This is a genomic window from Burkholderia cepacia ATCC 25416, from assembly GCF_001411495.1.
Taxonomy (GTDB): Bacteria; Pseudomonadota; Gammaproteobacteria; order Burkholderiales; family Burkholderiaceae; genus Burkholderia; species Burkholderia cepacia.
The window spans coordinates 3,477,042-3,500,123 of sequence record NZ_CP012981.1 but is presented as its reverse complement, the minus strand read 5'-3'; the positions used below and the strand labels follow the sequence as shown (position 1 = coordinate 3,500,123).

Here is a 23,082-nt window from a genome sequence, read left to right as displayed (position 1 = left end):
GAGACCAACGACAACCAGGAGACAAGCCATGTTGCTGAAGGACAAGATCGTCGTGATTTCCGGGATCGGGCCGGGGCTCGGCGTGAAGCTCGCCGTCGAGGCCGCGCGGGAGGGCGCGCGCGGCGTGGTCGTCGCGGCGCGCACGACGGAAAAGCTCGACGACGCCGAAACGCGGATCCGCGCACTCGGCGTCGATTGCGACGTGCTGAAGGTGAAGACCGACATCACCGATCGCGCACAATGCCGGCAGCTCGCGACGCAGGCCGTCGAGCGCTTCGGCCGGATCGATGCGCTCGTGAACAGCGCATTCGTGCACGGCAGGTTTCCCGAACCGGTGGAGGACGCCGACCTCGACGGCTGGCGCGCGGTGTTCGACACCAACGTGTTCGGCACGATGGCGCTTACGCAGGAAGTCGTGCCGCACATGAAGCGGCACAAGCGCGGCGCGATCGTGATGATCAACACGCAGGCGACCCGCAAGCCGTTTGCAGGGGAAGGCGGCTACGCTGTATCGAAGGGGGCGCTCGCCGTTGCGGCAAAATACCTGGCGCGCGAACTCGGCGTGCACGGCATTCGCGCGAACAGCATCCACATGGGGTGGATGTGGGGCGTGCCGACCCAGACGTATTTCCGGCAGGCGGCGGCCGAATACGGGATGACGGAAGAGCAGGTCATCGCGCCGGTGGCGTCGAACATCGCGCTCGCGAAGCTGCCGACCGACGACGATTGCGCGCGCGCGGCGCTGTTCCTCGCGTCGGACTACGCGAACGCGGTGACGGGCGCGACGCTCGACGCAAATGGCGGCGATTTCATGCCCTGACGACGGAGCAAAGGATCATGCAGGACAACCACGACGAACGACACTTCCTTGCGTTCAACGGCGACGCGGACGGCCTGTGCGCGCTTCAGCAACTGCGGCTCGCGGAAGGCGTGCGCGGCACGCTCGTGACCGGCGTGAAGCGCGACATCAGGCTGCTCGAGCGGATCGACGCGCGCGCGGGCGACATCGTCACCGTGCTCGACGTGTCGCACGACCAGAATCGCGATGCCTGCGCGCGGCTGCTGCGTGCAGGCGCGACGGTCCGCTATTTCGACCATCACTTCGCGGGCGAGCTGCCCGACGATCCGCGCTTCGACGCGCATATCGACACGGCGGCCGACGTCTGCACGAGCGCGATCGTGAACCGTTATCTCGGCGGCCGGCACGTGCGCTGGGCGATCGTCGCGGCATTCGGCGACGAGCTGCCGGCGCTCGGCGGCGCGCTCGCGCGCGAACACGGGATCGACGACGCGGCGCGCGACACGCTCGCCGAACTGGGCCTCTACCTGAACTACAACGCGTACGGCGAGTGTGTCGGCGATCTGCATTTCGACCCGGCGGCACTTGCCGATGCGATGCTGCCGTGCGTCGACCCGCTCGAGTTCGTGCGCGAGACCGCCGTGTTCGCCGCGCTGCGCGACGGCTACCGCGACGACATGGCACGGGCGTGCGCACTCGCGCCGCTGCGCGAGGTGCCCGGCGCGACGCTGGTCCGGATGCCCGATCATCCATGGGCGCGGCGCGCGACGGGCATGCTTGCGAACGAGCGAATGCGCAACGCGCCGCATGCGGCGCTCGCGGTGCTGTCGCCGCGCGCGGACGGCGGGCTCGTCGTCAGCGTGCGCGTGCCCGACGGCCGGCCGCTCGGCGCCGACGAGTTCTGTCGCGGCTTTCCGACCGGCGGCGGGCGCAAGCGCGCGGGCGGCATCAATCACCTGCCGGAAACCGAGTTCGACGCGTTCGCCGAGCGGTTCGAGGCGGCGTTCCGGCTCGATTGATGCGACGGCCTGCGATGCGTGCGCCTCGCGGGCGGCGGGTTGCGGCGCGATCAACCGGTCGCGCCCGCGAGCATGGCCGGCACGTTGTGGCCATAGCAGCGCTCCTCGACACGCTCGGCGATGCGCCAGCCGAGCGCGGTACGCGCGAACCGGTCGACGTACCACAGCCCGAGAAACATCACCTGCGTGCCGCCGTCCGGCAGCGCGACTTCCATCGGATTGAAGCAGATCGTGCGGCCGCGCGCGGTGTCGCCGTCGAGCCGGATCGACAGGTTGCCGACCAGGTGCTGGTACTGCGGAAACCGCGGCAGCACGGTGCGCAGCCACGCCTTCACTTCCGGATAACGGCCCGCGATGCCGCCCATCGCGCGATAGTCGATCGCCGCGTCGGGCGTGAACACCGCGTCGAGCGCGTCGAAGTCGCGCGTGTCGATCGCGGTCGAATACGCGACGATCAGTTCGCGGATGTCGTGATGGTCGGACAGCGTTTGCAGATCGGGCATCGGCGGCTCCCGGTCAGGCGCCGTTGCGCCGGCGTGCCGCATGGAGCGCTTCGGCGCGCCGCTTCACGTCGCGCGCGCACTGGTCGAAACCCTGTTTCACCCACGCACCGTGGTTCTGCATGATCGCGTCCGCGTTGATGCCGAGGAACTGGTCGGTCGTGAAATAACGGCAGCGTTCCGCGCCGATCGCGTCGATGTACTGGTCGCGGCGCGCGGCGTCCTTGTTGTCGTCGGTCGGGCGCTGCTCCCACGACAGCAGGCGTTCCGGTTCGCACGCGACGAGGATCTCGTTGACGGGAATCACGGTTTCCGTGCCGGGAATGCGCACCTGCATGTGCACGAAATCGCCGAGCCTGCCGGTCGTTTCGAAGCCGACGCAGAACGTGTTCCATTCGCCGTAGCACGGGAAGTCGGTCAGCACTTCCCAGACGACGGAGGCCGGTGCGTCGATGTCGACGGTGATCGAGGTGACGAGATTCGAGGGTTTGGTCATGGTGGCGTATCGGGTGAGTATCAGGTGAGTAGCGGGTGAAGCCGCGCGCCCGGCCGGCCGGGCGCCGCAGCAGTCGGAAAGGTCCGCGCCGGCATCGGCCGGCGCGCATGGCAGGGGCGGGACGCGCGGTGCGGGTAGCGGCCGGCACGTGCCGCGCGGCGTACCCGACATCGAGCGTAGGCCGGCGCATGCGGCGAAGAATCGTCGGAATGGACTAAGGCGTTTCACCGGGGGCGGCGGGGGGCGCGACGGCCGTGACCGTCGTCGGTCCGCCGGCGCGCCGAACGTCGACACCGCGCGGCGCAGCCGCGACAATACGCGTCTCTTCCCGCTTTCGTCATCGAGGTGCCCGTGCCCGCCAAGTCGTCCGTTGCTCCCGCGATCGTCTGGTTCCGCGACGATCTGCGCGTGACCGACCAGCCCGCGCTGACGCGCGCGGTGGCGTCGGGCCGGCCGCTCGTATGCGTATTCGTCGACGACACGGGCGTCGGCGCCGGGCGCGCGCCCGGCGGCGCGGCGCGCTGGTGGCTGCACGGGTCGCTGGCCGGGCTCGACGCGGCGCTTGCGCGTCATGGCGGACGCCTGCTGCTGTTGCGCGGCGACGCGCCGCGCGAGATCGAACGCGTCGTGCACGACACGGGTGCGCAAGCGGTGTACTGGAACCGTCGTTATGCGCAACCGCAGCGCGACGCCGACGCGGCGCTGAAGGCGTCGCTCAAGGCGCGCGGCGTCACGGTCGAGAGCAGCAACGGCAGCCTGTTGAACGAGCCGTGGGAGGTGCTGACGGGCAGCGGCGGGCCGTACCAGGTGTTCACCGCGTACTGGCGCGCGGCGCGCCGCGATCGCGCGGTGGCCGCGCCGCTGCCCGAGCCCGAACGGATCGGGTTTCATCGCTGGCCGAAGGCCGTGAGCGACCGCGCACTGGCGCTCGATGCGCTGGCATTGCGTCCGCCGGCGCCGGATTGGGCCGGCGGCCTGCGCGACGCGTGGCCCGCGCCCGACGAAGGCGGCGCGCACGCGCAGCTCGACGCGTTTCTGACGACCTCGCTCGCCGATTACGCGGATGCGCGCGACCGTCCCGACCGCCCCGCGACGAGCCGGCTGTCGCCGTTCCTGCGCTTCGGCAACGTGTCGCCGCGACAGGTGTGGCACGCGGTGCAGGGCGCCGCGCAGGCCGGCGGCGCGGCATGCGCGGCCGGCGCCGACAAGTTCCTGAGCGAACTCGGCTGGCGCGAATTCAGCTACACGCTGCTGTATCACTTTCCGGCACTCGCGACCGACAACTTCCGCGCGCAGTTCGATGCAATGCCGTGGCGCGACGATCCCGCCGCGCTGCGCGCGTGGCAGCGCGGGCTGACCGGCTATCCGCTCGTCGATGCGGGCCTGCGCGAACTGTGGACGACCGGCTGGATGCACAACCGCGTGCGGATGGTCGTCGCGTCGTTCCTGATCAAGCATCTGCTGATCGACTGGCGCGCGGGCGAAACGTGGTTCTGGGACACGCTGGTCGACGCCGATCCCGCGAACAACGCGGCGAGCTGGCAGTGGGTGGCCGGCTGCGGTGCCGACGCCGCGCCGTATTTCCGCATCTTCAATCCGGTCGCGCAGGGGCGGAAGTTCGACCCGGACGGCGCGTACGTGCGGCGCTGGGTGCCCGAGCTGACCGGCCTCGACGCCGCATCGATCCACGCGCCGTGGGAAGCTTCGCCGCTGGAACTCGAAGCGGCAGGCGTGCGGCTCGGCGTCGACTATCCGGAACCGCTCGTCGAGCATGCGGCCGCGCGTGCCCGCGCGCTCGATGCGCTGGCCGCATTGCCGAAGCGCCGCTGACCGCCCGCTCCGGGTTGCCGCGTCAATTGCAGAACGCGGCGTGTTCGAGCAGCGCGTACGCGACGCCCGAATCGAAGTAGGCCGCGCCGCACCACGCGACGAACGCGAGCGTGCCGGCAGCCAGTGCCGCGCGGATCATGCCCACGCCGCGTTACCCGCTGCGGGACGCGCGACGCGCGCGTCGTTGATCGGCAGGTGCAGCAGCGCCGCGAGTACGCCGAGCGCGATCGAGCCGATCCACAGCGGCATGTACGAATGCGTCGCGTCGTACACGAGCGCACCGAGCCAGACACCGAAGAAGCTGCCGAGCTGGTGACCGAAGAACACGAAGCCGAACAGCGTCGCGATGTACCGCACGCCGAACACCTGCGAGATCACGCCGTTCGTCAGCGGCACGGTGCCGAGCCACGTGAACCCCATGACGGCCGCGAACACGTAGACGCTCGCGGGCGACAGCGGCGCGGCGACGAATACGGCCATCGTGAGCGCACGCACGAGGTACAGCACCGACAGCACGTACTTGCGCCGCAGCAGCCCGCCGAGATGGCCGCACGCATAGGTGCCGGCCACGTTGGTCAGCGCGATCAGCGCGAGCGCGACGCTCGCGTGGCGTGCCGGCAGCCCGTGATCCAGCAGGTACGCGGGAAGATGCGTCGCGATGAAGGCGAGCTGGAAGCCGCACGCGAAGAAGCCCGCGTTCAGCAGCCAGAAGCCGCGATGCGCGAACGCCTCGCGCACGGCTTCGCCGATCGACTGGTCGGGGCCGGCGGCGGCGCCGGCAACCTGCGCGGGCCGGTCGCGCAGCAGCACGGCGAGCGGCGCGAGCACCACCGCGACGAGCGCCAGTGCGATGAACGCATGCCGCCAGCCGATGCCGCCGATCAGCTCCTGCGCGACGGGCACCATGCAGAACTGGCCGAGCCCGCCGATCGCGCCTGCGACGCCGAGCGCCCAGCCGCGCCGGTCGGGCGGAAACAGGCGGCTCAGCGCGCCGTAGATCGATGCGAACGCCGAGCCCGACAACGCGATGCCGATCACGAGCCCGGCACCGACCGTGAACATGCCGGTCGTCGCCGCATGCGCCATCGTGACGAGCCCGGCCGCATAGAGCAGCATCCCGGCGACGATCACGCGCAGCGACCCGAAACGATCGGCGATCATGCCCGTGAACGGCTGCGCGACGCCCCAGATCAGGTTCTGCAGCGCCAGCGCGAGCCCGAACGCTTCGCGCGACCAGCCGTGATCGAGCGACACCGGCGCGAGGAACAGGCCCTGCACGTGGCGGATGCCGAGCGCGGCGCCCATGATCAGGCCGCCGGCCAGTACGGGCAGCCAGCGGCGGCGGACTTCCTGCTCGATCGGGGTCATGCGTGTCTCCGGAAGGGGGCGCGGCAAAACGGCCGCGCTCGATCCGATTAGACGATCGGGCCCGTCGACGCTCAAGCGATCATTCGGTCAGGTTGGCATGCGTGCGGGGAATGCGACGAAGGGCGCGCGGGATCCGGCGGGCGTGCCCGGCCGCGGCCGGCGGCATTCGCCAAACCGGCTTCGGCTCCGGCCTATGCCGACGCCCTATCGTGCGCACGCATCGCGGTATCGCATTCGGCTGCTTCGGCGAGCATCCAGTCGCGGACTTCGGCGACTTCGCGGCGCGGTGCCGGATCGTGCTGGAACAGCCAGTAGCCGTACGCCTCCGACAGCGCCTGCGTGTGCGGCCCGAGCACCGCGAGCCGCCCGTCCGCGAGCATCGGCGCGACGAGCGCGAGCCGCCCGAGCGCGACGCCCTGGCCCGCGATCGCGGCCTGGATCACCTGGTCGTACTGGTTGAAGCGCAGCACCCCTTTCGGGCGCGCGTCGCCGAGCCCGGCCGCGAGCAGGTGCGTGCGCCATTGCAGTTGCGGCTGCGGCGGCCCGTCGAATTCGAGCAGGACGTGGTCGGCGATCGCGGGCGCGTTCGTGACGGGGCGTGCGGCGAGCGCGGGATGGGCGACCGGCACGACGATCTCGTCGAACAGGTGCAGCGCGCCGGCCGGCGCGCGGTCGCGCGGGCAATAGCGGACGCCGAGGTCGATGCCTTCGGCGCGCAAATCGAGTACCTTGTCGTTCGCGGCGACGCGCAGGTCGATCTCCGGCAGGCGCGCCTGCAGCCGCCCGAGCCGCGGCAGCAACCACAGCGCGGTGACGCCGATGCTCGCGGTGATCGTGACGGGCTGGCGCTCGCGTGCGGCGGCGAGCGACGCGACGGTGTCCTGCAGGCCGTGCAGGGCCGCATCGGCGACGCGAAACAGCCGCTCGCCTTCCGGCGTGAACGCGATCTTCCGGTAGCCGCGCTGCAGCAGCGCGACGCCGAGATGCGCTTCGAGCGCGTGCACCTGGCGGCTGACCGCCGATTGCGTGACGCACAGATCCTGCGCGGCGAGCGTGATGCTCATGCGGCGGCCGACGGCGACGAAACCGCGGACGAGGTCGAGCGACGGGAGACGGACGAGTGGCGTTGACATGCGCGTGACTCATGCGAACGGAGCAGCAAGATTGGTTGAGAACGCGGGGCGCGTCAAGTTCAATGGAGGCTGGCGCGGGGAGCGCGGGGCTGACCGCGAAGCATGGGGTTCGGGTAAGGGCTGAAGCGGCAACTCGGGCCGACCGCGAAGCATGGGGTTCGGGTAAGCGCTAAAGCGCTAACGCGGACCGACCGCGAAGCATGGGGCCCGAGTAAGCGCTAAAGCGCCAACGCGGACCGACCGCGAAGCATGGGGTCCGAGTAAGCGCTAAAGCGCTAACTCGGGCCGACCGCGAAGCATGGGGTCCGAGTAAGCGCTAAAGCGCTAACTCGGACCGACAGGAGACTCGATGACGATTTCGAACGAAAGCAGCGGGACAACGCAGGGCAGCCGTGCGGCAGGCGCATTGCCGCCCGAGCCCGTGACGCTGCGCGCGGCCGACGGCTACGAATTGCGCGGCCATGTATGGCGCCATCGCGGCGGCAGTGCCGCGCGGCCCGTGACGGTCATCAATTGCGCGACATCGGTGCGTTGCGACTACTACTTTCGTTTCGCGGCCTGGTTGTTCTCACAGGGGCGCGACGTGCTCGTCTACGACTATCGCGGCATCGGCGGGTCGCGCCCGGCGCAGCTCGCGAAGCTGCGCGCGAACTGGCTCGACTGGGGGCGGCTCGATTGCGACGCCGCGCTGCGGTACGCGCGCGACGCGTTTCCGGGCCAGCCGATCGACGTGGTCGCGCACAGCATCGGCGGGTTCGCGCTCGGGCTCGCGGCATCGAACGCACACGTGCGGCACGCGGTGACGGTCGGCGCGCAGTACGCGTACTGGCGCGATTACCTGCCGGCCGAACGGCGGCGCATGTGGTGGAAGTGGCATGTCGCGATGCCGCTGCTCGCGGCCGTGTTCGGCTACGTGCCCGCGAAGCGGCTCGGCTGGATGGAGGACACGCCGCGCGGCGTCGCGTTGTCGTGGGTGCGCTCGCAGGCGCGCTTCGAGGATGGTTATACGCGCGGCCTGCTCGCCGAACCCGCCGCAAGCCGCGCCGCGTTGCCCATCCGCTTCGCGGGACTGTCGGCGCCGATGCTCGCGATCGGTCTCGACGACGACGGGTTCGGCACGGTCGAGGCGATCGAGCGGCTGGTCGGCTACTACACGGGCAGCGACGTCACGCATCTGCGGATCGCGCCGGCCGACATCGGCGTCGAGGCGATCGGCCATTTCGCGTTTTTCCACAGCCGCTTCACCGACACGCTGTGGCCGCTCGCGTTGTACTGGCTGCAGCACGGCGTGCTGCCGGCCGATGCGCCGGGCCACGTGCATGCGCTTCACCCGGCGTCGCGCGGGCGAGGGGCGGGTAGCGGCGTGCCGGGTGTCGCCGCGAACGGGTGAGGCGCGGCGGCTGCACGATGCGTCGCGGGCATGGCGTGCTGCCGTGCGCGGCCTTCGCATGCGGCACATGAAGCCGCCCCGATTCGATGCGGCTGCGGCGAGTCGCACACAAGCCGGTTCGTGCGCCGGCGCGATCGATTAACATCGGGCGTTTCCTTCCACGGCACAGGCTGCTGCGCACCGATGTCCATTCCGTCCGATTCTGCTTCCCCGGCCGATACCGCTCGCGCATGGCGCGTGCACGCGCTCGATGTGCCGCCCGCCGCGGCACGCGCGGGTGTGCGGGCCGTGCGTATCGATTTCGACTGGAGCGTGCCGCTCGCGTCGCCGGCCTATGCGGCGCTGAGCGATGACGAGCGCGCGCGCGCCGCGCGCTTCATGCGTCACGAGGATGCGGTACGCAGCGCCGCGACACGTGCCGCGCTGCGCGACGTGCTCGGCGCGGCGCTCGGTGTCGCGCCGCATGCGGTCGCGATCGTCGTCGACGCATCGGGGCGGCCGTCGCCGGCCCCCGCGCATCGGACGTCACTCGATTTCAACGTGTCGCATGCGGGCGATCACGCATTGCTCGCGTGGGCGCCCGCGGGCCGCGTCGGTGTCGATATCGAGTGCTGCGACCGCGCGGCCGACTGGCGTGCGCTCACACGCGAAGTCTGCGCGCCCGCCGAGACTGCGTGGCTCGACAGCGTGTCGCCCGCCGCGCGCGCGGCGGCGTTCATGCGCGTGTGGGCGGCGAAGGAAGCGCTGCTCAAGGCGCTCGGCACCGGCATCGTCGGCGGGTTGCGAGCGTTCGCGGTCGTGCCGCCGCGCGATGTCGCGACCCCTGCGACGACGATCGTCGAGCCGGCCGCGCCCGCCGCCGGCGTCGCGGCGTTCGACGCGGCGTGGCTCGACGCGGCGCCCGGCTACGCGGCGTGCATCGCGTGGACGCGTGCGTGAGCCGGCGTCAGCGCGCGGCGCTCATTCGAGCGGCGCGTCGTTCGGTGCCGCGTAGCGCGCCTTGATCACGTCGCTCATCGGGAAGTCGAACGCGAGCCCCTTCGGCGGCACCGGCTTCATGAACCACCTGTCGTACAGCGCATCGATCTCGCCGCGCTTCATCGACTGCACGAGCACGCCGTCGACGAGCGCCTTGAACTGCGGATCGTCCTTGCGCAGCATGAACCCGTAGGCCTCCGACGACTGCGGCGTGCCGACGATCTGCCAGTCGGCCGGCTTCGCGGCGAGCTGGCGCACGCCCGCGAGCAGCACGTCGTCCATCATGTACGCGGCCGCGCGGCCCGATTCGAGCGTGAGGCGTCCTTCGCCGTAGTCCTTCGCGCTGATGATCTGCATGTTCATCTTCTTTTCCTCGTTCATCCTGCGCAGCAGGCGCTCGGACGTCGTGCCCTGGTTCGTCACGACCGTCTTGCCGGCGAGGTCGGGGAAGTCGCGGATGCCCGAGCGAGTGCGCGTGAGCAGGCGCGTCGTCGCGACGAAGAAGGTGGTCGAGAACGCGACCTGCGCGTGACGCGCCGCAAGGTTCGTGGTGACGCCGCATTCGAGATCGACGGTGCCGTTCTGCACGAGCGGGATGCGGTTCTGCGACGTGACGGGGATGAAGCGCACCTGCAGGTCGGGCTTGCCGACGCGCGCCTTCACGGCGGCGATCACGCGGTCGCACAGGTCCTGCGAGAAGCCGATGACCTTGCCGTTCGCGTCGACGTAGGAGAACGGCACCGACGTTTCGCGGTGGCCGATCGAGATCAGGTTGCTTTGCCGGATCTTCTCGAGCGTGCCGGCGAGCGGCTCCGCGGCGAACGAGGCGCCGCATGCGAGTGAGCACGCGGCGAAGAGCAGGGGGCGGCCGAACCGGGCGATGAACCGGGCGATGAAACGGGGCGGGATGGGCATGACGGGCTCCGTGGCGAGTGGTGATTCGTATGTTGCCAAAGAAAAAATAATTGCAACATATGTTAAGAGCCGGATCCCGCCGACCGGTCCGGCGGGCCACACCGGGCATCAGGGAAACTCCCGAGTCGAAATCGGTGAAAAACGGGTTGTCTAGACAAGTTCGGGTGGCTACACTTCAAACCACTCCGAACTTGTCTAGACAGGATTGCTCACATGATTACGTTGACCCCCGGCCACCTGACCCTCCCGCAACTGCGCCAGATCGCACGCGAATCCGTTCAGCTGGCGCTCGATCCGGCCAGCTTCGCGAAGATCGACGCCGGCGCGAAGGCCGTCGCCGACATCGCCGCGAAGGGCGAGCCGGCCTACGGCATCAACACGGGCTTCGGCCGCCTGGCGAGCACGCACATCCCGCACGACCAGCTCGAACTGCTGCAGAAGAACCTCGTGCTGTCGCACGCGGTCGGCGTCGGCGAGCCGATGGCACGTTCGTCGGTGCGCCTGCTGATGGCGCTGAAGCTGTCGAGCCTCGGCCGCGGCCACTCGGGCATCCGCCGCGAAGTGATGGACGCGCTGATCAAGCTGTTCAACGCGGACGTGCTGCCGCTGATTCCGGTGAAGGGCTCGGTCGGCGCGTCGGGCGACCTCGCGCCGCTCGCGCACATGTCGGCCGTGCTGCTGGGCGTCGGCGAAGTGTTCATCCGCGGCGAGCGGGCGAGCGCGCTCGACGGCCTGCGCGTCGCGGGCCTCGCGCCGCTGACGCTGCAGGCGAAGGAAGGCCTCGCGCTGCTGAACGGCACGCAGGCATCCACCGCGCTCGCGCTCGACAACATGTTCGCGATCGAAGACCTGTACCGCACCGCGCTCGTCGCGGGCGCGCTGTCGGTCGACGCGGCCGCCGGCTCGGTGAAGCCGTTCGACGCACGCATTCATGAACTGCGCGGCCATCAAGGCCAGATCGACGCGGCAGCGTCGTATCGCGAGCTGCTCGAAGGCTCGCCGATCAACCAGTCGCACCGCGATTGCGACAAGGTGCAGGACCCGTACAGCCTGCGCTGCCAGCCGCAGGTGATGGGCGCGTGCCTGGACCAGATGCGTCACGCGGCCGACGTGCTGCTGATCGAAGCGAACGCCGTGTCGGACAACCCGCTGATCTTCCCGGATACCGGCGAAGTGCTGTCGGGCGGCAACTTCCACGCCGAGCCCGTCGCGTTCGCGGCCGACAACCTCGCACTGGCCGCATCGGAAATCGGCGCACTGGCCGAACGCCGCATCGCGCTGCTGATCGACGCGACGCTGTCGGGCCTGCCCCCGTTCCTCGTGCGGGACGGCGGCGTGAACTCGGGCTTCATGATCGCCCACGTGACGGCCGCCGCACTCGCATCGGAAAACAAGACGCTCGCGCACCCGGCGTCGGTCGACTCGCTGCCGACCTCGGCGAACCAGGAAGATCACGTGTCGATGGCGACGTTCGCCGCACGCAAGCTCGCCGACATCGCGGACAACACGAAGCACATCCTCGCGATCGAACTGCTGGCCGCCGCGCAAGGTGTCGACCTGCGCGCGCCGCACCACACGAGCCCGAAGCTCGCGCCCGTGATGGAAACGATCCGCGGCAAGGTCGCGCACTACGAGCTCGACCACTACTTCGCACCGGACATCGCGGTGATCGCGAAGCTGGTCGGCGAGCGTGCGTTCGCGAAGGTCGCGCCGTTCTCGTTCGCGTCGGAACAGTAAGCCCATGAGCGCGCCGGTCTACCAGGAGATCAAGGATTTCATCCTGGCCCGCATCCACGCAGGCGAGTGGGAGGAGGGCGACCAGGTGCCGTCCGAGAACGAGCTGGCGCGCGAGTTCAAGGTGGCGCGCATGACCGTCAACCGCGCGCTGCGCGAGTTGACGGCCGAGCAGGTGCTCACGCGCATGAAGGGCGCGGGCACCTACGTCGCGCGGCCGAAGTACGAGTCGACGCTGGTGGCGATCCGCAGCATCTCGGAGGAGGTCGGCGCGCGCGGGCATGCGTATCGCGCGAGCGTGCTCGGCCTCGACACGATCCGCGCCGACGAGGTGCTCGCCGACGAGATGCAGGTGGCCGTGCGCACGAAGCTGTTTCATTCGCAGGTGCTGCATTTCGAGAACGACGAGCCGGTGCAGCTCGAAGAGCGGTGGGTGAATCCGGCGGTCGCGCCGGATTACGCCGAGCAGGATTTCACGAACACGACGCCGAACCTGTACCTGATGCGCGCGGCTCCGCTGCAGCGCGTCGAGTACCGGATCGAAGCGGCGGCCCCGGCGCCGGAGCGGCGCGAGCAGCTGCGGATGGACGACGTCGAGCCGTGTCTGGTTTTACATCGGCGCACCTGGTCGCAGGGCGTCGTCGCCTCGGTGGCGAATCTGTGGCATCCCGGCAGCCGTTATCGCTTCACCGGGCATTTCTGATTCCTATTTGATATTCATTTCCCTCGGGAGCAGTCGTCATGAACCATCCGAAACACATCGATCCCCGTCTCGATCCGACGCGCACGATCCGCGCGCCGCGCGGCAGCGAGAAAGTCTGCAAGACCTGGCTGGCCGAAGCGGCCTACCGGATGATCCAGAACAACCTCGACCCGGAAGTCGCCGAGCATCCGCATGCGCTTGTCGTATACGGCGGCATCGGCCGCGCGGCGCGCAACTGGGAATGCTACGACCAGATCCTCGCGTCGCTGAAGGATCTCGAGGAAAACGAAACGCTGCTGATCCAGTCGGGCAAGCCGGTCGGTGTGTTCCGCACGCACAAGGATGCACCGCGCGTGCTGCTGGCCAACTCGAACCTCGTGCCGCACTGGGCGAACTGGGACCACTTCCACGAGCTCGACCGCAAGGGCCTGATGATGTACGGCCAGATGACGGCCGGCAGCTGGATCTACATCGGCAGCCAGGGCATCGTTCAGGGCACCTATGAAACGTTCTTCTCGGTCGCGAACCAGCACTTCAACGGCGATCCGTCGGGCCGCTGGATCCTGACGGGCGGCCTCGGCGGCATGGGCGGCGCGCAGCCGCTGGCCGCGACGATGGCCGGCTTCTCGATGATCGCGGTCGAATGCGACGAGACGCGCATCGACTTCCGCCTGAAGACGCGCTATGTCGACAAGAAGGCGACGACGCTCGACGAGGCGCTCGGCATGATCGAGGAAGCGAAGCGCACCGGCAAGCCGGTGTCGGTCGGCCTGCTCGGCAACGCGGCCGACGTGTTCGCGGAACTCGTCACGCGCGGCATCACGCCGGATTGCGTGACCGACCAGACGAGCGCGCACGACCCGATCAACGGCTACCTGCCGCAAGGCTGGACCGTCGCGCAATGGCGCGAAGCGCAGAAGGTCGATCCGCAGAGCATCGTGAAGGTCGCGAAGCAGTCGATGGCCGTCCAGGTGCGCGCGATGCTGGCGCTGCAGGAGCGCGGCGCGGCGACGCTCGACTACGGCAACAACATCCGCCAGATGGCGCTGGAAATGGGTGTCGAGAACGCGTTCGACTTCCCGGGCTTCGTGCCGGCCTATATCCGCCCGCTGTTCTGCGAAGGCAAGGGCCCGTTCCGCTGGGTCGCGCTGTCGGGCGATCCGGAAGACATCTACAAGACCGACCAGAAGGTGAAGGAGCTGATCCCCGACGATCCGCACCTGCACAACTGGCTCGACATGGCACGTGAGCGCATCGCGTTCCAGGGCCTGCCGGCGCGGATCTGCTGGGTCGGCGTGAAGGATCGCTATCGCCTCGGCCAGGCGTTCAACGAGATGGTCAAGAACGGCGAACTGAAGGCCCCGATCGTGATCGGCCGCGACCACCTCGACACCGGTTCGGTCGCGAGCCCGAACCGCGAGACGGAATCGATGAAGGACGGTTCGGACGCCGTGAGCGACTGGCCGCTGCTGAACGCGCTGCTGAACACCGCGGGCGGCGCATCGTGGGTGTCGCTGCACCATGGCGGCGGTGTCGGCATGGGCTTCTCGCAGCACTCGGGCGTCGTGATCGTCGCCGACGGTACCGCCGAAGCGCACGAGCGTCTCGGCCGCGTGCTGCTGAACGACCCGGCGACGGGCGTGATGCGCCATGCGGATGCCGGCTACGAACTCGCGCAGCAGACGGCCCGCGAAGCCGGCCTGAAGCTGCCGATGCTCGGCCGCTGAGCATGACGGCGCTCCACCAGGCGCCGGCGAACGCGACGCTGGCCGCCGCGGTGATCCGCGCAGCGGATCTCGTCGCGTCGCCATGGAAGAACGGCGGCGGCGTGACGCGCGAAATCGCGGCGTTTTCCCCTACGGGGACTTCCTTCGGGGCGCCGCCGGGCGCCGCGCTCGACGCGTTCGCGTGGCGCGTGAGCGTCGCGGACGTCGGCACGGACGGCCCGTTCTCGCGTTTCGACGGCGTCGACCGCACGCTCGTGCTGCTGTCCGGCGCGGGCATGACGCTCGCCGAGGAAGGCGGCGCACGCCACGTGCTCGACGCACCGCTGGCCCGCGCGGATTTCGCGGGCGAGGCGGCGATCGACGCGACGCTGCACGACGGCGCGACGCGCGACTTCAACCTGATGACGCGCCGTTCGGCCGCGCGCGGCACGCTCGACGTGTGGCGCGCAGGCGCGCACCGCATCGGGCACGCCGATACCGTGCTGTTGTTTTGCGCGACCGGCGAGGTCGCCGTTGAAATCGACGGCACGCGCTACACATTGGAAGAAATGGACACGTTGCGGCTCGACGGGCCGCGGCGTGCGTTTGACGTCGTCGTGAGCGGTAGCGGCGCGTTGCTCGCCGTGTCGCTCGCCATCGGCGAACGAGACTGAACGCATGAAACCGACTGTCTGGCATCACCTGAGGCTGTGTCCGCGCGGCCATCCTGACGAGACGATCGACGACGCGGCGATCGCCGTCGACGAAACCGGCACGATCGCCTGGCTTGGCGCGATGTCCGCGCTGCCGCACGGTTATGCCCACTGGCGGCGCGAGGATCTGCACGGCGCGTGGGTGACGCCGGGCCTCGTCGACTGCCATACGCACCTCGTATACGGCGGCACGCGTGCCGACGAATTCGCGCAGCGCCTCGCGGGCGTCAGCTACGAGGAGATCGCGCGGCAGGGCGGCGGGATCGTGTCGACGGTGCGCGCGACGCGCGCGGCCGACGAGACGACGCTGTTCGTGCAGGCCGCCGCGCGGCTGCAGCCGCTGCTGGCCGAAGGCGTGACCGCGATCGAGATCAAGTCGGGCTACGGGCTCGACCTCGCGAGCGAACGCAAGATGCTGCGCGTCGCGCGCCAGCTCGGCGAGCGCTTCCCGGTCACGGTCTACACGACGTTCCTCGGCGCGCATGCGCTGCCGCCGGAATATGCGGGCCGCGCGGACGAATACATCGACGAAGTGTGCGACCGGATGCTGCCGGCACTGGCCGACGAGGGGCTCGTCGACGCGGTCGACGTGTTCTGCGAACGCATCGGCTTTTCGCTCGCCCAGACCGAGCGCGTGTTCGAAGCCGCGACGCGGCGCGGGCTGCCCGTGAAGCTGCATGCGGAGCAACTGTCGAACGCGGGCGGCACGGCGCTCGCCGCCCGCTATCGGGCACTGTCCGCCGACCACCTCGAATTCCTCGACGAAGCCGGCATCGAGGCGATGAAGGCGGCCGGCACGGTCGCCGTGCTGCTGCCCGGCGCGTACTACTTCATCCGCGAGACGCAACTGCCGCCGATCGAGCTGCTGCGCAAGCACGGCGTGCCGATCGCGCTCGCGACCGATCACAACCCCGGCACGTCGCCGCTCGAATCGCTGCTGCTGACGCTAAACATGGGCTGCACGCTGTTCCGCATGACGGTGCCCGAAGTGCTGCAGGGCGTGACGCGCCATGCGGCCGCGGCGCTCGGTCGCGCGGATCGCCACGGCGCGCTCGAGGTCGGTCGCCAGGCCGACTTCGCCGCATGGTCGGTCGGCTCGCTGGCGGAGCTCGCCTACTGGATCGGCCGGCCGCTGTGCGAGCAGGTCGTACGCGGCGGCACGACCGTGTTTCGCCGGATGAATGGATAGATAGCCTTATGACCGACACCCTGTTGTTCGCAGACCATGCGTACCTGCCCGACGGCTGGCGCCGTAACGTGCTGCTGCGCTGGGACGCGGCCGGCACGCTGACCGGCGTGACGCCCGACACCGACGCCCCGGCAGGCGTCGCGCGTGCGGCCGGGCCGGTGCTGCCCGGCATGCCGAACCTGCATTCGCACGCGTTCCAGCGCGCGATGGCGGGGCTCACCGAATACCGCGCGAATCCGGCCGACAGCTTCTGGAGCTGGCGCGACCTGATGTACCGCTTCGCGCTGAAGATCACGCCCGACGCGCTCGCCGCGATCGCGCGCTGGCTGTACGTCGAGATGCTCAAGTGCGGCTATACGTCGGTGTGCGAATTCCACTACGTGCATCACGCGCAGGACGGCTCGCGTTATCCGCAGATCGCGGAACTCGGCACGCGCGTGGTCGACGCTGCACGCTCGGCCGGCATCGGCATCACGATGCTGCCCGTGTCGTACCAGTTCGCCGGCTTCGGCAACAAGCCGCCGCGCGACGACCAGCGCCGCTTCATCAATACGCCCGACGGCCTGCTCGAGCTGCTCGACGCGATGCGTCGCGCGGCGCCGGAGCATGGCGGGCTGCGCTACGGCGTCGCGCCGCACTCGCTGCGGGCGGTGTCCGAGAACGGGTTGCGCGTGCTGCTCGACGGGCTGCCCGACGACGCGCCCGTGCATATCCATATCGCCGAGCAGACGGCCGAAGTCGACGACTGCGTGCGTGCCTACGGCGCGCGCCCCGTGCAATGGCTGCTCGATCGCTTCGATGTCGACGCACGCTGGTGTCTCGTGCACGCGACGCACGTCGACGCGTCCGAAACGGCCGCGCTCGCGCAGCGTCGCGCGGTCGCCGGCCTGTGCCTGACGACCGAGGCAAACCTCGGCGACGGCGTGTTCCCGGCCGTCGACTATCTCGCGCAAGGCGGCGTGATCGGCGTCGGCTCGGACAGCCACGCGTCGGTCGACTGGCGTGCCGAGCTGCGCCTGCTCGAATACGGGCAACGGCTCGTGCACCGCGCGCGCAACGTGCTGGCGAGCGACACGCAGGCGCATGTCGCCGATCGCCTGTTCGACGCGTCGCTCACGGGCGGCGCGCAGGCCAGCGGGCGGCGCGTCGGTGCGCTGCGCGAAGGGTGCCGCGCCGACTGGCTCGTCCTCGATCCCGATCATCCGGCGATCGCCGAACACGACAGCACGTCGTGGTTGTCGGGTATCGTGTTCGCGGAGCACGGCGAGACGCCGGTGCTCGACGTCTACACGGGCGGCGAGCGCGTCGTGAGCGGCCGCCGCCATCGCGACGAAGCCGTCGCGTATGCCGACTACCGCGCCGCGCTGGCGCAACTGCTGCGCTGACGCGCGGCAACCGGCGCGCGCCGCCTGCGTGCGCCGGCAGACTTTCAACGGTGATGCGACATGACTGAACAACCGGCTGTATTCACGCTGAAGCAGGGCACGCTGCCGCTGCTGATCTCGATTCCGCACGCAGGCACGTACATCCCCGACGACATCGCCGCGACGATGACGGCCGACGCGCGTTTCGTCGACGATTGCGACTGGCATCTCGAACGGCTGTACGGCTTCGCGGCCGGCCTCGGCGCATCGATCCTCGTGCCGTCGCATGCGCGCTACGTCGTCGACCTGAACCGTCCGCCCGACAACGAGAACCTGTACCCGGGGCAGGACACGACGGGGCTCGTGCCGGTCGATACGTTCGACAAGGTGCCGCTGTATCCGGCGAACGCGCTGCCCGGCAACGACGAGATCATGCGTCGCCGCGATCGCTACTGGCTGCCGTATCACGACGCGCTGCAAGGCGAGGTCGCACGCCTGAAGCGCGAGCACGGCCGCGTGCTCGTGTGGGAAGCGCATTCGATCCGCTCGCACGTGCCGCGCTTCTTCGACGGCCGCCTGCCGGACTTCAACTTCGGCACGTCGAGCGGTGCAAGTGCCGCGCCGGGCCTGGCGGAGGCGCTCGCCGCGCGCGTGCTCGAACATGGCGGCTATACGGCCGTCGCGAACGGGCGCTTCAAGGGCGGCTACATCACGCGCCACTACGGCGTGCCCGAAACGGGCGTCGAGGCCGTGCAACTCGAGCTCTCGCAGATCACCTACATGGAAGAGACGCGCCCCTACGCGTACGACGAAACGCGTGCGGCGCGGATTGTGCCGCTATTGCAGACGCTCGTCGAAACCGCGCTCGCGCATCGCTGAACCCGGGCCGCGCGGATGCGGCAGCGCGGCGGAGCGGGTGCGTCACGGCCCGCCGGCACGCAGCGTGCCGCACCGATGCAATGCACAACACGGCATCGATCCACGAGATCGGTGCCGTTTTTTTCGTCCGGGTTTCGTCTGATCGATGTCGTCATCCGCACCTGAAAATTTGACGCAATTTTTAGGTGATATAAGCTGAATGTCAGGAAGTCGTCACGCGCGCATCGGCGGCGGGCCATCGAACGTGGCCGCACCGCACCGGAATGCGCGGCGAGACACCTTGCCGACGTGTCGCCGCGCGGCATTGCCGCATGCGCTTCATCGCGACACGTGTCCTGCATTCATCCGTCAGTCGAGTACGATCGTGAAAGCCGCCAGCCCTTCGATACGCCGGACGCGAAGTCCGTCGGCGGGCGCGCCGCCTCAGGCCGGGCCGATCCGGCATGCTGATCGCGGCACGCGTGCCGCCTCTTTGCGCGAACCTCGTTTCTTCGCCATTTCCCGTCGCGGCCTGCGCCGCTTCAACCTCGTGGCTGCCCGCGTGTTCAGCGCGGTGCAGTGCGACGGCAGCGCATCGTTGTTGCCCTAGCGTCCCTTTCCACGTCCGTTCCGGGCCGCACCGCCTGTTGCCGCATCGTCCGCGCGGCAGGATCGCGTTTGGGCATGCGGCGCATCGTGGCGCGCGCGGGCGGTGCCGGCGCGAACCTTCATCGTCCCGCGTGCGAACGTGTCGCGCGCGATTGCCGGAGAGACACCCATGCGTGCGCGACCGATCGTAGCCGTGACCGCCGACCGCATCCTGCGCGGTGCACATCCGAACCACACGGCGGGGGAGAAGTACCTGGCCGCGCTCGTCGACGGCGCGGGCGTGCTTGCCTTCGTGCTGCCCGCGCTCGGCGCGCGCCAGCCGGCCGATGCGATCGTCGAGGCGGTCGACGGGTTGCTGTTGACCGGCAGTTATTCGAACGTCGAGCCGCATCATTACGGCGGTGCCGCGAGCGCGCCCGACACGCTGCACGATCCCGCGCGCGATGCGACCGCGCTGCCGCTGATCCGCGCGGCGATCGACGCGGGCGTACCCGTACTCGCGATCTGTCGCGGCATGCAGGAGCTGAACGTTGCCTACGGCGGCACGCTGCATCAGCGGCTGCACGCGACGACCGGCTTCGACGATCACCGCGAGCGGCCGGCCGATCCGCTCGAACGGCAGTACGGCCCCGCGCACGTCGTGCAGTTCGCGCCGGGCGGCCTGCTGCAGCGGATCGCGCACGGCGCACCTGAAGCGACGGTCAATTCGCTGCACGACCAGGGCATCGCGCAGCTCGGCGCGGGGCTCGTCGTCGAAGCCAGCGCGCCCGACGGGCTGGTCGAGGCCGTCAGCGTGCGCGGCGCGCGTGCGTTCGCGCTCGGCGTGCAGTGGCATCCCGAATGGCGCTACGCGGAACAGCCACTGTCGCGCGATATCTTCGCGGCATTCGGCGCGGCGTGCCGCGCGCGCATGACCCATCGCATTCATGCGGCCGGCGGCGCGATGCCGTCGCCGGCCGCATCCGACGTCGACTGACAGAGGCCGATCATGCAACCCGAACTGAGCGAATTCCTGCGACAGCACCGCATCACCGAGGTCGAGGCGATCATTCCCGACATGGCCGGCATCGCGCGCGGCAAGATCATTCCGCGCAACAAGTTCGAATCCGGCGAATCGATGCGCTTGCCGCAGGCCGTGATGGTGCAGACCGTCACCGGCGACTATCCGGAGGACGGCACGCTGACCGGCGTGACCGACCCCGACATGGTGTGCGTGCCCGATCCGTCGACGATCTGCCTGATTCCGTGGGCCGTCGATCCGACCGCGCAGGTGATTCACGATTGCGTGCACTTCGACGGCTCGCCGGTCGAGATCTCGCCGCGCTACGTGCTACGCCGTGTGCTCGACCTGTACAAGGCGAAAGGCTGGCAGCCGGTCGTTGCGCCCGAGCTCGAGTTCTACCTGGTCGACATGAACGCCGATCCGGACCTGCCGCTGCGTCCGCCCGTTGGCCGCACCGGGCGCGCCGAAACCGGCCGGCAGTCGTATTCGATCGAGGCCGTCAACGAGTTCGATTCACTGTTCGAGGACATCTACGAATACTGCGAGATGCAGGGGCTCGATATCGAGACGCTGATCCATGAAGTCGGCGCCGCGCAGATGGAGATCAACTTCGTGCACGGCGATGCGCTGTCGCTGGCCGACCAGGTGTTCCTGTTCAAGCGCACGGTGCGCGAGGCCGCGTTGCGCCACAACATGTACGCGACCTTCATGGCGAAGCCGATGCAGGACGAGCCGGGCTCGGCGATGCACATCCACCAGAGCCTGGCCGACGCGCGCACGGGGCGCAACCTGTTCTCGGGCGAAGACGGCGCCGTGTCGCCGATGTTCCACAGCTATCTCGCGGGGCTGCAGAAGTACACGCCGGCGCTGATGCCGATCTTCGCGCCGTACATCAACTCGTATCGCCGCCTGTCGCGCTTCATGGCCGCGCCGATCAACGTGCAGTGGGGCTACGACAACCGCACGGTCGGCTTCCGCATCCCGCAGTCGGGCGCGTCGGCGCGCCGCATCGAGAACCGGATTCCGGGTGTCGACTGCAATCCGTACCTCGCGTTCGCGGCGACGCTCGCCGCCGGCTATCTCGGCTTGTCGCAGCAGCTCGCGCCGACCGAGCCGATCGCGTCGGACGGCTACAACCTGCCGTACCAGCTGCCGCGCAATCTCGAGGAGGGGATCTCGCTGATGGCGGCGTGCACGCCGCTCGCCGGCATTCTCGGCGACAAGTTCGTGAAGGCCTACCTGGCGCTGAAGGACACCGAATACGAAGCGTTTTTCCGCGTGATCAGCTCGTGGGAGCGCAGGCATCTGCTGCTGCACGTCTGAGCGTGCGGCAGCGTTATCCGGAGGAAACATGACCGATCGAAACGAAGCCTTCTCACCGCATTCGACCGCCGAATACCGCGCGCTCGACGCCGCGCACCACATCCACCCGTTCTCGGACATGGGCGCGCTGAACCGCGCGGGCAGCCGCGTGATCGTGAAGGCCGACGGCGTCTACCTGTGGGACTCGGACGGCAACAAGGTCATCGACGGGATGGCCGGCCTCTGGTGCGTGAACGTCGGCTACGGCCGCAAGGAACTCGCCGACGCCGCGTATCGCCAGATCCAGGAACTGCCGTTCTACAACACCTTCTTCAAGACCACGCACCCGCCGGTGATCGAACTCTCCGCGATGCTCGCGGAAGTCACGCCGAAGGGCTTCAACCACTTCTTCTATTGCAACAGCGGCTCGGAAGGCAACGACACCGTGCTGCGCCTCGTGCACCAGTACTGGCGCGTGCAGGGCCAGCCGCAGAAGAAGTACGTGATCTCGCGCAAGAACGGCTACCACGGCTCGACGATCGCCGGCGGCACGCTCGGCGGGATGGGCTACATGCACGAGCAGATGCCGTCGAAGGTCGAGCACATCGTGCACATCGACCAGCCGTATTTCTTCGGCGAGGCGGCGGCCGGCGAAACGCCGGAAGCGTTCGGCCTGGCCCGCGCGCAGCAGCTCGAGGCGAAGATCCTCGAACTCGGCGCGGAAAACGTCGCGGCGTTCATCGGCGAGCCGTTCCAGGGCGCGGGCGGCGTGATCTTCCCGCCGTCGACGTACTGGCCGGAAATCCAGCGGATCTGCCGCAAGTACGACATCCTGCTGGTGGCCGACGAAGTGATCGGCGGGTTCGGGCGCACCGGCGAATGGTTCGCGCACCAGCACTTCGGCTTCGAGCCGGACCTGATCACGATGGCCAAGGGCCTCACGTCGGGCTACGTGCCGATGGGGGCCGTCGGCATTCACGAGCGGGTGGCGCGGCCGATCATCGACAACGGCGAATTCAACCACGGCCTCACGTACTCGGGCCACCCGGTGGCGGCAGCCGTCGCGGTCGCGAACCTGAAGCTGCTGCGCGACGAAGGGATCGTCGAGCGCGTGAAGAACGACATCGGGCCGTACTTCCAGCGCCGGCTGCGCGATGCGCTGGGCGACCATCCGATCGTCGGGGAGATTTCGGGAGCGGGGCTCGTGGCAGGCGTTCAGCTTGCGCTCGACCGGAACCGGCGCGAGCGGTTCGGTGCGAACGTCGATATCGGGACGATCTGCCGCGACTTCTGCTTCAACGGCAACCTGATCATGCGTGCGACCGGCGACCGGATGCTGCTGTCGCCGCCGCTCGTGATTCGCGAGGCGGAGATCGACGAGATCGTCGACAAGGCGAAACGTGCGTTCGATGCGACGGCGCAGCGGGTGGGGCGTTCCGCGTGAGCTGTCGTCGCGGCCGCCGTGATGACGTG

At 69.2% G+C, this 23,082-nt stretch carries 20 protein-coding genes; 15 read left to right on the top strand and 5 right to left on the bottom strand.

The window, feature by feature from the left end:
- The first annotated feature begins 28 nt into the window (after window positions 1–28).
- A complete protein-coding gene (locus tag APZ15_RS16160; protein WP_027786923.1) occupies window positions 29–820 on the top strand; it encodes an SDR family oxidoreductase in 792 nt (263 codons plus the stop codon).
- Between the two features lie 17 nt (window positions 821–837).
- On the top strand, window positions 838–1,818 hold the full coding sequence (locus tag APZ15_RS16155; RefSeq protein ID WP_027786924.1) for a hypothetical protein: 981 nt from the start codon (window positions 838–840) through the stop codon (window positions 1,816–1,818).
- Window positions 1,819–1,868: 50 nt separating this feature from the next.
- Here the strand turns inward: APZ15_RS16155 and APZ15_RS16150 are convergent, their stop codons facing one another.
- Both APZ15_RS16150 and APZ15_RS16145 read right to left on the bottom strand, forming a co-directional pair.
- A complete protein-coding gene (locus APZ15_RS16150; RefSeq protein WP_027786925.1) occupies window positions 1,869–2,321 on the bottom strand; it encodes a nuclear transport factor 2 family protein in 453 nt (150 codons plus the stop codon).
- Window positions 2,322–2,334: 13 nt separating this feature from the next.
- Window positions 2,335–2,814 (bottom strand): SRPBCC domain-containing protein, encoded by a 480-nt coding sequence (locus APZ15_RS16145; RefSeq protein ID WP_027786926.1) that lies wholly within the window; start codon window positions 2,812–2,814, stop codon window positions 2,335–2,337.
- Between the two features lie 351 nt (window positions 2,815–3,165).
- Between APZ15_RS16145 and APZ15_RS16140 the strand changes: the two genes are divergently transcribed.
- Window positions 3,166–4,644, top strand: a complete 1,479-nt coding sequence (locus APZ15_RS16140) for a cryptochrome/photolyase family protein (protein ID WP_027786927.1) — start codon at window positions 3,166–3,168, stop codon at window positions 4,642–4,644.
- 135 nt (window positions 4,645–4,779) lie between these two features.
- Here APZ15_RS16140 and APZ15_RS16130 read toward each other — a convergent pair whose 3' ends face one another.
- Window positions 4,780–6,012 (bottom strand): MFS transporter, encoded by a 1,233-nt coding sequence (locus tag APZ15_RS16130; RefSeq protein ID WP_027786929.1) that lies wholly within the window; start codon window positions 6,010–6,012, stop codon window positions 4,780–4,782.
- A gap of 191 nt (window positions 6,013–6,203) precedes the next feature.
- Complete coding sequence (locus tag APZ15_RS16125; RefSeq protein ID WP_027786930.1) at window positions 6,204–7,145, bottom strand: LysR substrate-binding domain-containing protein; 942 nt, start codon at window positions 7,143–7,145, stop codon at window positions 6,204–6,206.
- Window positions 7,146–7,494: 349 nt separating this feature from the next.
- Between APZ15_RS16125 and APZ15_RS16120 the strand changes: the two genes are divergently transcribed.
- Window positions 7,495–8,535 carry an alpha/beta hydrolase family protein gene (locus APZ15_RS16120; protein WP_027786931.1) on the top strand — a complete coding sequence of 347 codons (1,041 nt, stop codon included), beginning with the start codon at window positions 7,495–7,497 and terminating at the stop codon, window positions 8,533–8,535.
- A gap of 183 nt (window positions 8,536–8,718) precedes the next feature.
- On the top strand, window positions 8,719–9,474 hold the full coding sequence (locus APZ15_RS16115; RefSeq protein WP_027786932.1) for a 4'-phosphopantetheinyl transferase family protein: 756 nt from the start codon (window positions 8,719–8,721) through the stop codon (window positions 9,472–9,474).
- 21 nt (window positions 9,475–9,495) lie between these two features.
- On the opposite strand, the gene APZ15_RS16110 is transcribed toward APZ15_RS16115, so the two are convergent.
- Window positions 9,496–10,428, bottom strand: coding sequence for a glutamate/aspartate ABC transporter substrate-binding protein (locus tag APZ15_RS16110; protein WP_027786933.1), 933 nt, complete (start codon window positions 10,426–10,428; stop codon window positions 9,496–9,498).
- Window positions 10,429–10,641: 213 nt separating this feature from the next.
- On the opposite strand from APZ15_RS16110, the gene hutH reads away from it, so the two are divergent.
- From hutH to APZ15_RS16060, 10 genes are all read left to right on the top strand, one after another.
- Window positions 10,642–12,165 carry a histidine ammonia-lyase gene (hutH, locus tag APZ15_RS16105; RefSeq protein ID WP_027786934.1) on the top strand — a complete coding sequence of 508 codons (1,524 nt, stop codon included), beginning with the start codon at window positions 10,642–10,644 and terminating at the stop codon, window positions 12,163–12,165.
- Between the two features lie 4 nt (window positions 12,166–12,169).
- Window positions 12,170–12,865, top strand: coding sequence for a histidine utilization repressor (hutC, locus tag APZ15_RS16100; protein WP_027786935.1), 696 nt, complete (start codon window positions 12,170–12,172; stop codon window positions 12,863–12,865).
- Between the two features lie 38 nt (window positions 12,866–12,903).
- Window positions 12,904–14,592, top strand: a complete 1,689-nt coding sequence (gene hutU, locus APZ15_RS16095) for a urocanate hydratase (RefSeq protein WP_027786936.1) — start codon at window positions 12,904–12,906, stop codon at window positions 14,590–14,592.
- A gap of 2 nt (window positions 14,593–14,594) precedes the next feature.
- Complete coding sequence (locus APZ15_RS16090; protein ID WP_027786937.1) at window positions 14,595–15,245, top strand: HutD/Ves family protein; 651 nt, start codon at window positions 14,595–14,597, stop codon at window positions 15,243–15,245.
- 4 nt (window positions 15,246–15,249) lie between these two features.
- Complete coding sequence (gene hutI, locus APZ15_RS16085; protein WP_027786938.1) at window positions 15,250–16,473, top strand: imidazolonepropionase; 1,224 nt, start codon at window positions 15,250–15,252, stop codon at window positions 16,471–16,473.
- Between the two features lie 8 nt (window positions 16,474–16,481).
- Window positions 16,482–17,858, top strand: a complete 1,377-nt coding sequence (locus APZ15_RS16080) for a formimidoylglutamate deiminase (RefSeq protein ID WP_027786939.1) — start codon at window positions 16,482–16,484, stop codon at window positions 17,856–17,858.
- Between the two features lie 60 nt (window positions 17,859–17,918).
- Window positions 17,919–18,716 (top strand): N-formylglutamate deformylase, encoded by a 798-nt coding sequence (hutG, locus tag APZ15_RS16075; RefSeq protein WP_027786940.1) that lies wholly within the window; start codon window positions 17,919–17,921, stop codon window positions 18,714–18,716.
- Between the two features lie 757 nt (window positions 18,717–19,473).
- Window positions 19,474–20,280 (top strand): gamma-glutamyl-gamma-aminobutyrate hydrolase family protein, encoded by an 807-nt coding sequence (locus APZ15_RS16070; protein WP_027786941.1) that lies wholly within the window; start codon window positions 19,474–19,476, stop codon window positions 20,278–20,280.
- A gap of 12 nt (window positions 20,281–20,292) precedes the next feature.
- Window positions 20,293–21,630 carry a glutamine synthetase family protein gene (locus APZ15_RS16065; RefSeq protein ID WP_027786942.1) on the top strand — a complete coding sequence of 446 codons (1,338 nt, stop codon included), beginning with the start codon at window positions 20,293–20,295 and terminating at the stop codon, window positions 21,628–21,630.
- Between the two features lie 28 nt (window positions 21,631–21,658).
- Window positions 21,659–23,053, top strand: coding sequence for an aspartate aminotransferase family protein (locus tag APZ15_RS16060; protein ID WP_027786943.1), 1,395 nt, complete (start codon window positions 21,659–21,661; stop codon window positions 23,051–23,053).
- The last annotated feature ends 29 nt before the right edge of the window (window positions 23,054–23,082 follow it).

Coding starts and splice junctions, on each gene's coding strand:
- APZ15_RS16120 (WP_027786931.1), top strand. CDS start 7,495: ATGACGATTTCGAACGAAAGCAGCGGGACAACGCAGGGCAGCCGTGCG.
- APZ15_RS16130 (WP_027786929.1), bottom strand. CDS start 6,012: ATGACCCCGATCGAGCAGGAAGTCCGCCGCCGCTGGCTGCCCGTACTG.
- hutH (WP_027786934.1), top strand. CDS start 10,642: ATGATTACGTTGACCCCCGGCCACCTGACCCTCCCGCAACTGCGCCAG.
- APZ15_RS16110 (WP_027786933.1), bottom strand. CDS start 10,428: ATGCCCATCCCGCCCCGTTTCATCGCCCGGTTCATCGCCCGGTTCGGC.
- APZ15_RS16145 (WP_027786926.1), bottom strand. CDS start 2,814: ATGACCAAACCCTCGAATCTCGTCACCTCGATCACCGTCGACATCGAC.
- hutI (WP_027786938.1), top strand. CDS start 15,250: ATGAAACCGACTGTCTGGCATCACCTGAGGCTGTGTCCGCGCGGCCAT.
- APZ15_RS16160 (WP_027786923.1), top strand. CDS start 29: ATGTTGCTGAAGGACAAGATCGTCGTGATTTCCGGGATCGGGCCGGGG.
- APZ15_RS16070 (WP_027786941.1), top strand. CDS start 19,474: ATGCGTGCGCGACCGATCGTAGCCGTGACCGCCGACCGCATCCTGCGC.
- APZ15_RS16115 (WP_027786932.1), top strand. CDS start 8,719: ATGTCCATTCCGTCCGATTCTGCTTCCCCGGCCGATACCGCTCGCGCA.
- APZ15_RS16125 (WP_027786930.1), bottom strand. CDS start 7,145: ATGTCAACGCCACTCGTCCGTCTCCCGTCGCTCGACCTCGTCCGCGGT.
- hutU (WP_027786936.1), top strand. CDS start 12,904: ATGAACCATCCGAAACACATCGATCCCCGTCTCGATCCGACGCGCACG.
- hutG (WP_027786940.1), top strand. CDS start 17,919: ATGACTGAACAACCGGCTGTATTCACGCTGAAGCAGGGCACGCTGCCG.
- APZ15_RS16155 (WP_027786924.1), top strand. CDS start 838: ATGCAGGACAACCACGACGAACGACACTTCCTTGCGTTCAACGGCGAC.
- APZ15_RS16090 (WP_027786937.1), top strand. CDS start 14,595: ATGACGGCGCTCCACCAGGCGCCGGCGAACGCGACGCTGGCCGCCGCG.
- APZ15_RS16080 (WP_027786939.1), top strand. CDS start 16,482: ATGACCGACACCCTGTTGTTCGCAGACCATGCGTACCTGCCCGACGGC.
- APZ15_RS16150 (WP_027786925.1), bottom strand. CDS start 2,321: ATGCCCGATCTGCAAACGCTGTCCGACCATCACGACATCCGCGAACTG.
- APZ15_RS16065 (WP_027786942.1), top strand. CDS start 20,293: ATGCAACCCGAACTGAGCGAATTCCTGCGACAGCACCGCATCACCGAG.
- APZ15_RS16060 (WP_027786943.1), top strand. CDS start 21,659: ATGACCGATCGAAACGAAGCCTTCTCACCGCATTCGACCGCCGAATAC.
- hutC (WP_027786935.1), top strand. CDS start 12,170: ATGAGCGCGCCGGTCTACCAGGAGATCAAGGATTTCATCCTGGCCCGC.